This window comes from Halogeometricum rufum, assembly GCF_900112175.1.
Classification (GTDB): Archaea; Halobacteriota; Halobacteria; order Halobacteriales; family Haloferacaceae; genus Halogeometricum; species Halogeometricum rufum.
The window spans coordinates 1,018,268-1,030,745 of record NZ_FOYT01000002.1 but is presented as its reverse complement, the minus strand read 5'-3'; the positions used below and the strand labels follow the sequence as shown (position 1 = coordinate 1,030,745).

Annotated in this window: 14 protein-coding genes; 5 read left to right on the top strand and 9 right to left on the bottom strand. The window is 67.8% G+C overall.

Annotated elements, in window-relative coordinates:
- Positions 1-10 precede the first annotated feature (10 nt).
- From BM310_RS14990 to BM310_RS14975, 4 genes are all read right to left on the bottom strand, one after another.
- Positions 11-601: a DUF7411 family protein gene (locus BM310_RS14990; RefSeq protein WP_089809070.1), complete on the bottom strand. Its 591-nt coding sequence runs from the start codon at positions 599-601 to the stop codon at positions 11-13.
- Positions 602-606: 5 nt separating this feature from the next.
- On the bottom strand, positions 607-966 hold the full coding sequence (locus BM310_RS14985) for a DNA-binding protein (protein WP_089809068.1): 360 nt from the start codon (positions 964-966) through the stop codon (positions 607-609).
- Between the two features lie 100 nt (positions 967-1,066).
- Positions 1,067-1,522 carry a 30S ribosomal protein S19e gene (locus BM310_RS14980; protein WP_089809066.1) on the bottom strand — a complete coding sequence of 152 codons (456 nt, stop codon included), beginning with the start codon at positions 1,520-1,522 and terminating at the stop codon, positions 1,067-1,069.
- A gap of 101 nt (positions 1,523-1,623) precedes the next feature.
- Positions 1,624-2,661, bottom strand: coding sequence for a lysylphosphatidylglycerol synthase transmembrane domain-containing protein (locus BM310_RS14975; protein WP_089809064.1), 1,038 nt, complete (start codon positions 2,659-2,661; stop codon positions 1,624-1,626).
- A 120-nt stretch (positions 2,662-2,781) separates the two neighbouring features.
- Here BM310_RS14975 and thiL point away from each other — a divergent pair, with 120 nt between their 5' ends.
- Positions 2,782-3,660, top strand: a complete 879-nt coding sequence (gene thiL, locus BM310_RS14970) for a thiamine-phosphate kinase (protein ID WP_089809062.1) — start codon at positions 2,782-2,784, stop codon at positions 3,658-3,660.
- Between the two features lie 47 nt (positions 3,661-3,707).
- Here the strand turns inward: thiL and BM310_RS14965 are convergent, their stop codons facing one another.
- From BM310_RS14965 to BM310_RS14955, 3 genes are all read right to left on the bottom strand, one after another.
- Entirely contained in the window at positions 3,708-4,847 is a 1,140-nt protein-coding gene (locus BM310_RS14965; RefSeq protein ID WP_089809060.1) for a site-2 protease family protein, read from the bottom strand.
- A 185-nt stretch (positions 4,848-5,032) separates the two neighbouring features.
- The gene (locus BM310_RS14960) at positions 5,033-5,293 is read right to left on the bottom strand and encodes a DUF7123 family protein (RefSeq protein ID WP_089809058.1); all 261 of its coding nucleotides are present in this window, start codon (positions 5,291-5,293) and stop codon (positions 5,033-5,035) included.
- Between the two features lie 310 nt (positions 5,294-5,603).
- Complete coding sequence (locus tag BM310_RS14955; RefSeq protein ID WP_089809055.1) at positions 5,604-6,389, bottom strand: molybdopterin synthase; 786 nt, start codon at positions 6,387-6,389, stop codon at positions 5,604-5,606.
- A gap of 126 nt (positions 6,390-6,515) precedes the next feature.
- On the opposite strand from BM310_RS14955, the gene pyrH reads away from it, so the two are divergent.
- Together pyrH and lysS are read left to right on the top strand one after the other, a co-directional pair.
- A complete protein-coding gene (gene pyrH, locus BM310_RS14950; RefSeq protein WP_089809053.1) occupies positions 6,516-7,235 on the top strand; it encodes a UMP kinase in 720 nt (239 codons plus the stop codon).
- The gene (gene lysS, locus BM310_RS14945) at positions 7,236-8,891 is read left to right on the top strand and encodes a lysine--tRNA ligase (protein ID WP_089809051.1); all 1,656 of its coding nucleotides are present in this window, start codon (positions 7,236-7,238) and stop codon (positions 8,889-8,891) included.
- A gap of 37 nt (positions 8,892-8,928) precedes the next feature.
- Here lysS and BM310_RS14940 read toward each other — a convergent pair whose 3' ends face one another.
- Positions 8,929-9,465 (bottom strand): LURP-one-related/scramblase family protein, encoded by a 537-nt coding sequence (locus BM310_RS14940; RefSeq protein ID WP_089809050.1) that lies wholly within the window; start codon positions 9,463-9,465, stop codon positions 8,929-8,931.
- Positions 9,466-9,624: 159 nt separating this feature from the next.
- Between BM310_RS14940 and BM310_RS14935 the strand changes: the two genes are divergently transcribed.
- Both BM310_RS14935 and BM310_RS14930 read left to right on the top strand, forming a co-directional pair.
- The gene (locus BM310_RS14935) at positions 9,625-9,894 is read left to right on the top strand and encodes a hypothetical protein (RefSeq protein WP_089809048.1); all 270 of its coding nucleotides are present in this window, start codon (positions 9,625-9,627) and stop codon (positions 9,892-9,894) included.
- Positions 9,895-9,963: 69 nt separating this feature from the next.
- Positions 9,964-11,778, top strand: a complete 1,815-nt coding sequence (locus BM310_RS14930) for a site-2 protease family protein (protein WP_089809046.1) — start codon at positions 9,964-9,966, stop codon at positions 11,776-11,778.
- Positions 11,779-11,826: 48 nt separating this feature from the next.
- Here the strand turns inward: BM310_RS14930 and BM310_RS14925 are convergent, their stop codons facing one another.
- Positions 11,827-12,351, bottom strand: a complete 525-nt coding sequence (locus BM310_RS14925; RefSeq protein ID WP_089809044.1) for a PadR family transcriptional regulator — start codon at positions 12,349-12,351, stop codon at positions 11,827-11,829.
- Positions 12,352-12,478: the final 127 nt, after the last annotated feature.

Below are 12,478 nucleotides of genomic sequence, written 5' to 3'. Positions count from 1 at the left end.
ACCGCCCGCCCTACTTCAGACCGCGCACGTACGTCTGCTCGTGTTCGGGGAACACCGTCTCGACGGTGTCCGGCCCGTGTTCCTCGGCGATGAGCGCGCGGAGTTCGGTCTCGTAGTCGCCCTTCGTGATTCGTTCGGAGGGACCGCTCTCGACCTCCAAGTTGGCGTCCACGAGTCGGTCCACGGCCCGACGGCCGAAGCCGGACAGCGGTGCCAGGTAGTCCACGTCGTGCCGGTCTTCGAGGCTCTGCGCCTGCGCGCGCGAGACGGTGGGCACCCGGTCGTCGCGGCGCGTCCCGTCGGCGATGGCGTCCACGTCCAACTCGGCCACGCGTTCGAGGGCGTGTTCGTGGACCTGTTGGATGCCGTTGCGCGGGTAGCCGTCCTCGACCATCCGCGCGGCGGCCGACTCGGCCACCTCCCGGTCGAGTTCGACCACGTCGAAGTCGTAGCCGAGTCTGTCGGCGGCGTCGCGGGCGTGTTCCCAGTCTCCCGTGACGTCGAAGTGAGCCGTCACGAGCGTCACCTCGTAGAACGAATCGAGCAGGAGGGCGGCCAGCGTCGAGTCCTTGCCGCCGCTGTAGAGGAGCGCGAGGTCCACGCCGTCTATCGCCGCCGGATGTTGAAGCTCTTCGAGTCGGGCTGAAGCTCTCGAAGCAGGTCCTTCATCTGGTCCTCGTCGATGCGGTCCTGAATGCGGCCGCTCTGCGCGAGTGCGACGAGCTGTTGTTTCACCTTCTCGGCGAAGTCGGGCTTCGACATCTCGACGGCGTTCAGTCGCTGGCGGGCGCCGTCGGTGAGGTACTGCTTGAGGAGCGCGTCCTGTTGCGCCTCGGCCTGTTCGCGGGCGGCCTCCTGTGCGGCCTCGTCCTGCTGGCCGCCCTGCCCCTGCGCCTGTTCCTGCAGTTTCTCCATCTTCTCCTGTCGAAGCTTCTCCAGTCGGTCGTCGTCGGGATTCCCACTCATACCTACAGATTCTCTCGCATTCTGAAAACGATTACGGACGTCCCGGCGCGTCGCCGACGCTGTCCGAGGGCGACGTCCGGAAAACTTCGCGGCGAATCGGTTACGCGTAGCGCTCGAGGTCCGGTCGGTCGAGCGACTCGAAGACGTCGGCGGCGGCGTTGTCGAGGAAGCTCCGCCCCTCGTCGGTGATGACGCGTCCCTCACCCTGCGCCGTGCGGACGAGACCCTCTTCTTCCAACTGCTGGAGGATGGTACGGATGATGTTCTTGCTACCGGTGTCGGAGTGCTTGCCCGAGACGACGTAGCGGTTGGAACCGCGCTTGCGGCCGCCGTACTCCGTCGAGAGTCGGTCCACGCCGACGGGACCGTTCATCGCCACCTTCCGCAGGAGCGACGCCGCACGGACGAACCAGAAGTCGTCCTGCTGGGGCGGGAGTTCGCGGGTCTGCCCCGTCTTCGCGAAGGCTATCCACTCCGGCTGTTCGATGCGGTCCTCGAGTCGCTCGGCGACGTCCTCGATGAGGGCGTCCGCCGGAACGTCGTAGAGGGTTACCATGTTGAGTCGATATTCTGGATGGCGTCGTTTAAAGCCATCGTATCGGGTCTACGGCGCGAGAGCGGCTCTCACGGCTTCGAACTGCGACGCGCGACCGCTCGTCAGGCCGTCGAGTCGCGGAAGCTCACCCACGCCATCACGCCGCCGCCGAGGAGCGTCGGCACCCAGTACACCGCCCCGCGGAAGATGACGATGGCGGCGACGGCGATGGACTTCGTGACGGCGGGCAACGGCGCGGCCAACAGGAGGACGACGAGGACGCTCTCGATGCCGCCCGCGCCCCCCGGAAGCGGCGTCACGCCCGCGATGGCCCCGATGGGGACGACCAGCATCGCTATCGACAGGGGTATCTGGATGCCGATGGCGCGAAAGGAGAGCCAGAGGCCGAGCATCTGGCAGAACCAGCCGAACGCCGAGGCGCCGAGGGCGAGTGCGAGTCCGCGCGGGTTCGTCGCCACGCGTTCGATGGCGCGGAAGAAGCCGTTGATGCGCCGTTCGATGCCGCCCTCTGTCGGCACCGGGATGCGCGGCGCGCGCGCGGCGACCCAGCGGATGGCCGGCGTGAACGCGGAGACGACGCGCTCTTCGAGGCGGTAGCGGCGCTGCCACGCCACGTACCCGAGCGACGGCACCGTCACCGCGAGGACGACGACGGCGACGAGTGCCAACACGAGGTCCCGGTTCGTCCCGAGGGTGATTTCGGTGGCGTAGTAGAGCGCACCGACGAGGGCGATGGTGATGGAGGGGACGAAGTTCAGCGTGTCGACGCTGGCGATGGCCGCGAGACTCGTCTCGTACTCGGCGTCGGCCGACTGGGAGATGAGGTACGCGGTCACCGGTTCGCCGCCCGCCTGCCCGAACGGGGTGATGTTGTTCGAGAACATCGCGCCCGAGAAGACGAAGAAGGACTTCGGGAACGAGAGATCGACGCCGAGGACGCCGAGGACGGTTCTGAGCGCGAGACTCCACGCCGCCAACCACGCCAGCGTCGCGAGGACGACCAGCCCCACGGTGCCGGCGTCGGCCATCCGGAGCGTGTCGACCAACTCGCCGACGCCGGCGAAGTAGAACAGAACGGCGAACACCGCGAACGCGCCGAGGAAGCCGAGGACCGTGGCGCGGAGGTTCTCGCGGGCCATGTGCCGCATCTCGGCCGTGGACGCAATCAACCCATCGAAACCGCACGGTAGCGTGCGGGTCGCTATCGTACGGCGTCGCGGACGACGAGGTTTTTGTCCGTCGGGTGGTCAGGGAGTGGCATGGACGAACGCTCGGCGCTTCGCCTCCTCGCCGCGGACCTGCCGGCCGCGGGCGACGACGCCGCCGTCGTGAACGGACTGGTGGTGACGACGGACATGCTCCACGAGACCACCGACTTCCCGACGGGGACGACGCGGTACACCGCCGGGTGGCGCGCCGTCGCGGCGTCGCTCTCGGACGTGGCTGCGATGGGCGCCGACGCGACGGCCGCCGTCGCCGCCTACGGCGCGCCCACCCTCGACGAGACGGAACTGCGAGACTTCGTCCGCGGCGCGCGCGAGGCGTGCGAAGCGGCCGGTGCCGACTACGTCGGCGGTGACCTCGACACCCACGGGGAGTTCACCGTCGCCACGACCGCCCTCGGAGAGACGGACGCCCCCATCCTGCGGTCGGGCGCGACGCCGGGCGACGTGGTGTGCGTCACCGGCGCTCTCGGCCGAAGCGCCGCCGCCCTCCGCGCGTTCGACGCCGGCGACCACGACAGGGCGAACGACCTGTTCCGGTTCACGCCGCGCGTCGCCGCCGGCGTCGCCCTCCGACCGCACGCGACGGCGGCGATGGACTCCTCGGACGGCCTCGCCCGGTCGCTCCACCAACTGGCCGACGCCTCCGACTGCGGCTTCGAGGTCGAGTGGGACGCGGTGCCCGTCCACGACGCGGTGACCGACTACGCCCGGGACCCCGACGACGAACGCGCGATGATCGCGTACTTCGGCGAGGACTTCGAACTCGTGTTCACGCTCCCCGCGGGCGCCGTGTCCGCCGTCCGCGACGCCTTGTCGGTTCCGCTCACCGTCGTCGGCGACGTGACGCGGGAGGGAGTGCTCGCCGACGATGTCCCACTCCCCGACGAGGGCTACACGCACGCGGACGACTGAGTGGAGCGCGAGCGCTCGAAATCGGTTCTCTCCCGTTGTCACCGCGCTCAGAGCGTCATGACTTCGATGGGGACGAGGAGGAAACAGAGCGCGCCGAGCGCGAACGTGAGGACGCCGACGGCCATCCGCGCGGGGCCGATGGGCGAGTCGTCCACGGGGTTGGCGGGGCCGCGGTAGGCGATGAAGATGGCGAGAAAGCCCCAGAACACCCACAGACCGACCGACTCGTTGAACGAGTAGCCGAGGACGTAGTGGAGGTAGGCGGCGAGTCCGAACAGGGCGACGGGGACGAACGCCGCGAGTCGCTCCTGCGCCTCGCCGAGCATCGCGCGGACGATGTGGCCGCCGTCCAGTTGGCCGACGGGCAGGAGGTTCAGCACGGTGAAGAACATCCCCACCCACCCGCCGATGATGACCGGGTGGACGGTCACCGTCGGGTCGGCGTAGTTCGTCGGTTGGCCCAGCACCGTCGCGATGAGGTTCAACAGCGGCGGGTTGTTGAAGACGATGACCTGTCCGCTGCCGCGAATCACCGACTCGGGGACGGTCATCGGCGGCAGCGAGAGCCCGATTGCGGTGACGACGACGGTGGCCGCCAGTCCCGCCAACGGGCCGGCGACGCCGATGTCGAACAGCGCTCGTCGGTCCGGCATCTGCCCGCGCATCTGGATGATGGCTCCGAGCGTCCCGAACGGGACGAAGAAGGGGATGAGATACGGCAACGACACGTCCACCCCGTGATACCGGCTGAGCGCGTAGTGGCCGAGTTCGTGCGTCGTCAGGACGCCCAGAACCGCGGCGGTGAACGGCCACGCTCGCAGGACCGAGAGCGGTTCGGCTCGAATCTCCGCGAACGGGATGTGGTACCACGCGAGTGCACCGACGACCATCGTCGAGACGACGGTGGCGAGGAACAGACCGAGGTTCTTCCACGGGATACCCTCGGTGCCGTTCGTCACCGGACGCGCCACGATGACGTCCTCGCGCCCCGAGGGCGTCGTTGCGACCTGTATCTCGTAGCCGGCCTGTCGGAACGAGGGCCACACCTCGCGGACGAGCATCTGCTCCGGGACCAGCGACTCCCCGTAGTAGAGGATACGGTCGCCGTCGCGCCTCGTCTCGTGGAGGCTGAAGACGGATTGGAGGGCTTCGACCGGCGGCATTCCCGCCGAATCGCCTGCGTCCATCACCGCGTCGTAGGGTACACGCGGCTATAAAACTCGTGTCGCGAAGAGAGAGCGGGTGACGGGGGTCCGTCGCGCGGGACGCGACCGACGGGGGACGGTCGGTCGCGCCGGGAACGGGTTCGGATGCTGGAGCGTCGTTCGAACGACGGGTGGCTATCTGCGGGTCGTTTCAGGGCGGTACGGGGTTACGCCGACGGTTCGACGCGCCACGTGGTCGCACTCGTGTACGACCACTTCTCGATGGTCAGTTCCGTGGCCGACTCGCGGAGTTTCACCATCAGGGCGCCGATCTCCTTCGGCGAGAGTCCGACCTCGTCCGCGATGAACTTCGACTTGAAGTACATCTCGCCGTCCTGTGCCTTCTCCTGAAGGTACTGCTTCAGACGGTCTTCCTTCGAGAGTTCCTTCGCGGCGGGTTCGGTGGAGGGGTTTACGGTTGCGCTCATCTGTGTCACCTCGATTCACCCTATGCCGTCGGGGGAGAATATAAAGGGGTGAACGTTAGGGGTAATTCGGCCGCTTTCAACCGTGAATCGACCAAAACGGTGTATTTCAAAACCCGCTCAGAAACAGTTAGATGTTTTATAACCCATTTTGATTCTTTATTTCTTGTATCCTTCTAAGGAATCTACTCTGGTCGAAATCCGCTCACGACTCCCCCTCGGCGCCGCGTCGGGTCGCGGAAACAGACCGATTAAGCGAGCGAACCGTCTCCACCGGGCCGTTTCGTCCGCCGCGCGTCAGACGCAGACGCGGTCACTCCCGGTCGTGAACCCAGAAGTCCTCCTCGACGGTGGTCTCCTTCTTGAAGATGGGAACCTCGTCTTTCAGGCGGTCGATTCCGTCCTCGACGGCGCGGAACGACTCCCGCCGGTGTCCGGCGAGGACGACGACGAACACGATGTCCTCGCCGTCCTCGACGACGCCCGTCCGGTGGAACATCGCCACCTCCTCGACGCCGTCGCGGTCGGTGAGTTCGGACTCGATGGCGCGCATCTTCTCCTCGGCGACGCCCTCGTACTTCTCGAACGTCAACTGGGTCGTTCGCGCGTCGTCCTCGTGTTCCTTCGCGCGGACGCGCCCGGTGAACGTGGCGATGGCCCCGGCGTGGTCCGCCCGCGGCGACTGCTTGACCCGTTCGACCAGCGTCGAGAGCGTCACGTGCGGTTCGCCCTCGCGGACCGCGGCGACCACGTCGTCGTCGTCGAGTTCGTCGGCGTCGGCCGCTTCGAGGACGACGTTCGCGGCGTCCGCACCGCCGAGGGCGACGGTGGGGACGGTGGCCTCGGGGAACCCCGAGAGCAACGCGTAGTCGTGTCGGGCGGACAGGTCGTCGAGCAGTCGGTCCAGCGAACGGCCGGTCCCGGACCCGCGCCACGACCCGTCTCCGCCGAGCGTGTGGGTGGCTTCGACTCCGTCGGGACGCGATTCGCTCTTCCTCCCGTCTCCCGATTCCACGGTGGCGACGCGCCCGTCGAGACGCGGGGCGACGCGTTCCAGAACGGCCGTCGCCCCCGGCCCGACGGCTCCGAGTACGTGCATGTAGAAAAACCGGGCGTGCGACCGGCTTTATACTGTCGGCTGTACTCCCTCGCTGGCGACGTTTCGGACGGGCGACACCGCCGTGGTTGATAACTCTTAAGCCCGGTTCGCGGCAACCACGGTCCAATGAGAGTCGTCGTTTCTATCGGAGGGAGTGTGCTCGCGCCGGACTTAGACGCTCGGCGCGTAGAGGGCCACGCGGCCGTCATCGAACGCCTCGCGCGCGAAGGGGTCGAACTCGGGGCCGTCGTCGGCGGCGGCGGCGTCGCCCGCGACTACATCAACGCGGCGCGTGACCTCGGCGCGAACGAGGTCCAACTCGACCAGATCGGCATCGACGTGACGCGCATCAACGCGCGCCTCCTCATCGCCGCCCTCGGTCCGAAGGTCGACCCGAAGGTGGCGCACGACTACGAGGAGGCGGGCGACTCCATCCGCCGCGGCGACATCTCCGTGATGGGCGGCGTGATGCCCGGCCAGACGACGGACGCCGTCGCCGCCGCCCTCGCCGAGTACGTCGACGCCGACCTGCTCGTGTACGCCACGAGCGCGGACGGCGTCTTCGACGCGGACCCGAACGTGGACGACAGCGCGCAACGCTACGAAGAACTCTCCGCGTCGGACCTCGTGGACGTCATCGCGCCCATGAGCCGCGACGCCGGCGCCTCCGCGCCCGTGGACCTGCTCGCCGCCAAACTCATCGAGCGGTCGGGCATGCGCACCATCGTCCTCGACGGGACGGACCCCGAACGAATCGAACGCGCCGTCATGCGCGGCGAGCACTCGGGCACCGACATCATCCCCGACGGCACCGACGACGAACCGAGCTACTGGGCCCAGCGATAGATGACAGACGAGACGACCGACGACTCCGAATCCGCCGACGAGACCGCCGAGAACGCCGGCCACCGCGCGTTCTGGGCCGACAGCGTGGCCGACGAGATAGCGGCGCGCGACCCCGAGGAGCCCATCGTCATCAAGGGCGGCGTCTCCCCGTCCGGCGTCGCCCACCTCGGCAACTTCAACGAGATAATGCGCGGCTACTTCGTCGCCGAAGTGCTCCGCGAACGCGGCCACGAGGTCCGGCAGGTGTTCACCAGCGACGACAAAGACCCGCTCCGAAAACTCCCCCGGAAACTCGCCGACGCCGACGGTAACATCGTCGGTCTGGGCGACGTCGACGCCGGCGCACTCGGGCGCAACCTCGGCAAGCCGTACACGTCGATTCCCGATCCGTTCGGCGAGGCGGAGTCGTACGCGGCCCACTTCGCGAACCTCCTGAAGGCCGACGCCGACCGACTCGGCGTCCCCGTCGAGATGCTGTCGAACACCGAACTGTACGAGGAGGGCGCGTTCGACCCCGTCGTCGAACGGGTGCTGTCGGACGTCGACGACGCCCGCGCGGTGCTCTCGAAGTACCAGCGGAAGGTCGACGAGGAGTACGTCCCGTTCAACCCCGTCTGCGAGGCCTGCGGGAAGATTACCGAGACGGTGACCGACATCGACCTCGACGCGAAGACGGTCGACTACGTCTGCACCGACATGACCGTCGGCGACGAGACCATCGACGGGTGCGGTCACGAGGGAACCGCGACGTTCAGAGAGGGCAAACTCCCGTGGCGGTTCGAGTGGCCCGGCCAGTGGCAGGTGCTGGGCGTCGACTTCGAACCGTTCGGCAAGGACCACGCCGAGGGGTCGTGGCCCTCCGGCGAGGACATCGCTCGGAACGTCCTCGGCATCGAACCGCCGGTGCCGATGACGTACGAGTGGTTCACGCTGAACGGCGAGGCGCTCTCCTCTTCGGCCGGGAACGTCGTCACCGTCCCCGAGATTCTCGAACTGCTGGAGCCCGAAGTCCTCCGGTACTTCTTCGTTCTCGACCCGAAGAAGGCGCGCAACCTCGACCTCTCGCGACTCGACCAACTCGTCGACGACTTCGACCGGTTCGAACGCGCCTACTTCGGCGAGGTGGACGACGAGAACCTGACGGCGTTCGCCGAACGCGCCTACCCGTTCGTCGTCGACGAGGTGCGCGAGGACCGGGTCCGACTGCCCTACACGTTCGCGGCCGTTCTCGGCATGACCGACGACCGGGAGGTGCGCGTGCAGATGGCCCGCAACGAGGGGCACTTCACCGACGAGACGCCCGAGTGGGCCGTCGAGGAGGCACTCGAACGCGTCGAGAAGGCGCGGGCGTGGGCCGAGCGGATGGACAACGCGTACAACTACCGCCTGCAGGTCGAGTTGCCCGACGCCGACTTCGACGCCGACGTGGCGGCGGCGCTGGACGACCTGGCTGACTTCGTCGCCGCCGGCCACGACGGCGAGGAGATTCAGGGCGAGATATACGAGACCGCCCGACGGCACGACGTGGAGGTGAGCGACCTGTTCGGCGCGGGCTACCGCCTGTTCTTCGACCAACCGCAGGGGCCGCGCCTCGGCGAGTTCCTCGGCGACTTGGACCGGACGTTCGTCGTGAAGCGACTGCGGCGCGAGGAGTAGCCGCTCTCTCCTCGGTCCCGCCGCGGACCGACGCCGCTCAGTTCTCCTCGATGGCGTCGATGACGACCATCCCGACGACGGCGAGTCGCGGGTCGACGCCGCCGTACAGGTCGATTTCGTACTTGTCGCGGACCGCGAACGCCTCCGAGGCTTCGCCCAGCGTCTCCCCCGTCGGCGAGACGATGTCGTAACTGAACGGGATGAGCGTCGAGAGGAAGCGTCTGGCGAGGGCCATCGGAACGTTGTCCTCGACGACGGTGGCAACCGTCTCCCCGTCCGGGCCGAGCAGTTCGTACTCGTGCTTGAAGAACGAGAACGCGCTCCGCTTCACGGAGCCGACGCGTTCGCCCGTCTCGACGTCCTCGATGTCGTACGCCGAGGCGATGTCGAGGACGCTGTCGGCCTTCACGCGGAACCGTTCGTCGCCCGTGTCCGGGTCGGTGAAGCGGAAGTCCTCCTTCAGTCGGAGCTTCTTCTGTGCGGACTCCAGAATCGGCGTGTCGCCCTCGTAGACGCGGTACTTGTTGCCGAGGCGAATCTTCTGTCTGACTTCGTAGTGGTCGCCGTCGAACATTCGTTCGTCGAGAGATTCCTCGCTCTCCGGGATAGGGTTTCGGGCGACGCGGGCAGATTTATGCCGTTCTCTCGCGTACCTCTCTCCCTGCGTCGGACTCACTGGACGACGAGCGTTTCGACTCCGCTCCGGCGTCCGCGCGCCGACGCGGAGGTCACAATGGCACTCATCGAACTCAACTTCGGACGCGAAGGAACCGACGACACCGACTCCGACCGGGTCGAGATACCCATCGACGACGACGCGACGGCGTCGACGGCGTCCTCGACCGGTCGCCGACTGCTCCGGACGATGGTCGTCCTCGCACTCGTCGCGGCCGCGGGCTACCTCCTGTACCGTCGCGTCACGGCGGGCGACGACGCGGAGTTCGCGGAGATTGCGTTCGAAGACGAGGTGGCCGAAGCGGGCACCGAATCGCCCGACGAGTGACGGGTCGCGGCTGACTGTGCGGCGGTAGCAATCCGAACGTCTTTCAGCGCTCATCCCCTTGTCCCGACGATGAACACCCTACTGTGGGTACTCGTCGGTCTGCTGGCGTACTCTCTCGTCGCCCTCCTCTTGCGCCGCCGCGGTCTGCTGCCCTCGTCGGTCCGCATTCAGGGGCCGTTCACGACCGTCCACACGAAGCGCGGGCGCGACTTCATCGACTGGGTCGCCACGCCGAAGCGGTTCTGGCGGGCGTGGACCAACTTCGGCCTCGGGACGGCCATCGTCATCATGGTCGGGATGTTCCTGTTCCTCCTCGTGCAGGGCATCCTCATCCTCCAGAACCCGCCCGCGCCCTCCGCGGTGAACCAACCGCAGAACTTCCTCGTCATCCCGGGCGTCAACGACTTCCTCCCCCTGTCGGTCGCCCCCGAGATAATCTTCGGCCTCCTCGTCGGCCTCGTCGTCCACGAGGGCGGCCACGGCATCCTCTGCCGCGTCGAGGACATCGAAATCGAGTCGATGGGCCTCTTCCTGTTCACGATTCTGCCCCTCGGCGCGTTCGTCGAACCCGACGAGGAGAGCCAGCGGAAGGCCGACCGCGGCGGCAAGTCCCGGATGTTCGCCGCCGGCGTGACGAACAACTTCGCCGTCACCATCGTCGCGTTCGCCCTCCTGTTCGGCCCCGTCATCGGCTCTATCGCCGTCGCACCCGGCATGGCCGTCGCCGGGTCGTACGACGGGTCGCCCGCCGCCGCGGCCGGCATCGGACAGGGCGACCGCATCACCGCCGTCGCCGGCGCGCCCGTCGACAACGAGACGACGCTCCAGTCGGCGCTCCGTTCGACGGACGCCGCGCAGGTCGAGGTCGAACTCGACGGCGGCGAGAGCGCCGCGGACCGCGAGACGCGGACGGTGACGGTCCAGCGGTCGCTCATCGTCGCCGGCTCCGTCGCGGGCAACCCCGCGAACCTCTCGGTGTCCGACCAGCCGATAACCGTCACGCAGGTGAACGGCACCCCCGTCTACACCCAGCGCGGGTTCTCCGAAGCGGTCGGCGACGACAGGTTCGCCAGCGTCACCACCTCGCGCGGGACGGTCACCATCCCCGTCGGCGCGTACGTCACGGGGGCGACGGCCGACGGCCCTCTCGGAAGCGCGGGTGCGCCGACCGGTGAGAGCGTCATCGTCACCGCCATCGACGGCGAACGCGTCACCTCCTCCTCCGACCTCGACCGGGTGCTGGACGGCATCGACCCCGGCACGACGGTGCCCGTCGAACTCCACGCCGACGGCGGGTTCGAGACGTACCAGGTGACGCTGGGCGAGAACCCGCGCGACGGCGGCGCGTTCCTCGGCGTCAACCTGTTCCCCGGGTCGAGCGGACTCCTGCTCACCGACTTCGGCGTGCAGTCGTACCCCGCGGGCACGTACGTCGCCCTCCTCGGCGGCGACGGCGGCCCCGACGCCCTCGGCATCTCGGGGGCCATCGCGGACTCGCCGCTCAGCGCGGTGTACGTCGCGCTCATCCTCCCGCTTGCCTCCCTCGTCCTCGGCATCCCCAACTTCCCGGGGTTCACGAGCAACGTCGCCAACTTCTACGCCGTGACCGGACCGCTCGCGTTCCTCGGGTCGGGGGTGTTCCTCCTCGCCAACGTCTGCTTCTGGATGGCGTGGATAAACCTCCAGCTCGGCATGTTCAACTGCATCCCGGGCTACCCGCTCGACGGCGGGCGCATCCTGCGGACCAGCGCGGAGGCCGTCGTCTCGCGGCTCCCCGTCTCGCAGCCGTACACCGTCGTCCGCACCATCACGACGGGCGTCGGCGTGACGATGCTGCTGTCGCTGCTCCTCCTCGTGTTCGGGCCGACGGTGCTGAGCGGCTGACGCCGCGACCGTTTCGGAGTCGCCTCCGCCGGCGACGCCGGCGGCGGGTCAGTCCTCGTCGTACTCGACGCCCTCTCGCTCGTAGAACTCCTCGGGCGTCGCGTCGATTCGCTCGAACGTGCCGAAGTCGCGTTCGTGGTGGCGAATCAACTGTTCGATGATCCACGAACTGAACGTCTCGTCGAACCGCCAGAGACCGTCGGCCGTCTCCACCTCGAACCGGTCGTCGGTGGCGAAGGCGACGTAGACGTGGTAGAAGCCGAGGATGATGTCGCCGAAGTCGGCCGCCTTCCCGCCGGACTCCCGACGCTTCTCGGTGAGTTCCTCCCGGCCGGCGTCGGTGAGTTCGAAGTACTTCCGGTCGGACTCCTCCTCGCGTTCGATTCGGGTGGCCCAGCCCTTGTCCTCGAACTTGTACAGGATGGGGTAGACGGACCCGTACGAGGGCTCCCAGTGGCCGCCGCTGATGTCGTTTATCTCCTTCAGTATCTCGTAGCCGTACCGCGGCTTCTCGTCCAAGAGTTCGAGCACGAGGTACGAGATGAGTCCCTTCGGGGGGCCACTCTTCCGCATCGGGCGAAGGTTCCGACCCTCTCTGTGAAAGGGTTTCGGTCGTCGCGGGAATTTCCGGTCCGCGATACGTCGGCCAGCGCGCGCCGTCGCGGCCGGTTCAGCGTCCGAGTCGGGTGACGCTCGCCCG

Bases quoted from the DNA above. Each gene is read 5' to 3' on its own strand.
- BM310_RS14985 (WP_089809068.1), bottom strand. From the start codon at position 966: ATGAGTGGGAATCCCGACGACGACCGACTGGAGAAGCTTCGACAGGAG.
- BM310_RS14980 (WP_089809066.1), bottom strand. From the start codon at position 1,522: ATGGTAACCCTCTACGACGTTCCGGCGGACGCCCTCATCGAGGACGTC.
- BM310_RS14975 (WP_089809064.1), bottom strand. From the start codon at position 2,661: ATGGCCCGCGAGAACCTCCGCGCCACGGTCCTCGGCTTCCTCGGCGCG.
- thiL (WP_089809062.1), top strand. From the start codon at position 2,782: ATGGACGAACGCTCGGCGCTTCGCCTCCTCGCCGCGGACCTGCCGGCC.
- BM310_RS14965 (WP_089809060.1), bottom strand. From the start codon at position 4,847: ATGGACGCAGGCGATTCGGCGGGAATGCCGCCGGTCGAAGCCCTCCAA.
- BM310_RS14960 (WP_089809058.1), bottom strand. From the start codon at position 5,293: ATGAGCGCAACCGTAAACCCCTCCACCGAACCCGCCGCGAAGGAACTC.
- BM310_RS14955 (WP_089809055.1), bottom strand. From the start codon at position 6,389: ATGCACGTACTCGGAGCCGTCGGGCCGGGGGCGACGGCCGTTCTGGAA.
- pyrH (WP_089809053.1), top strand. From the start codon at position 6,516: ATGAGAGTCGTCGTTTCTATCGGAGGGAGTGTGCTCGCGCCGGACTTA.
- lysS (WP_089809051.1), top strand. From the start codon at position 7,236: ATGACAGACGAGACGACCGACGACTCCGAATCCGCCGACGAGACCGCC.
- BM310_RS14940 (WP_089809050.1), bottom strand. From the start codon at position 9,465: ATGTTCGACGGCGACCACTACGAAGTCAGACAGAAGATTCGCCTCGGC.
- BM310_RS14935 (WP_089809048.1), top strand. From the start codon at position 9,625: ATGGCACTCATCGAACTCAACTTCGGACGCGAAGGAACCGACGACACC.
- BM310_RS14930 (WP_089809046.1), top strand. From the start codon at position 9,964: ATGAACACCCTACTGTGGGTACTCGTCGGTCTGCTGGCGTACTCTCTC.
- BM310_RS14925 (WP_089809044.1), bottom strand. From the start codon at position 12,351: ATGCGGAAGAGTGGCCCCCCGAAGGGACTCATCTCGTACCTCGTGCTC.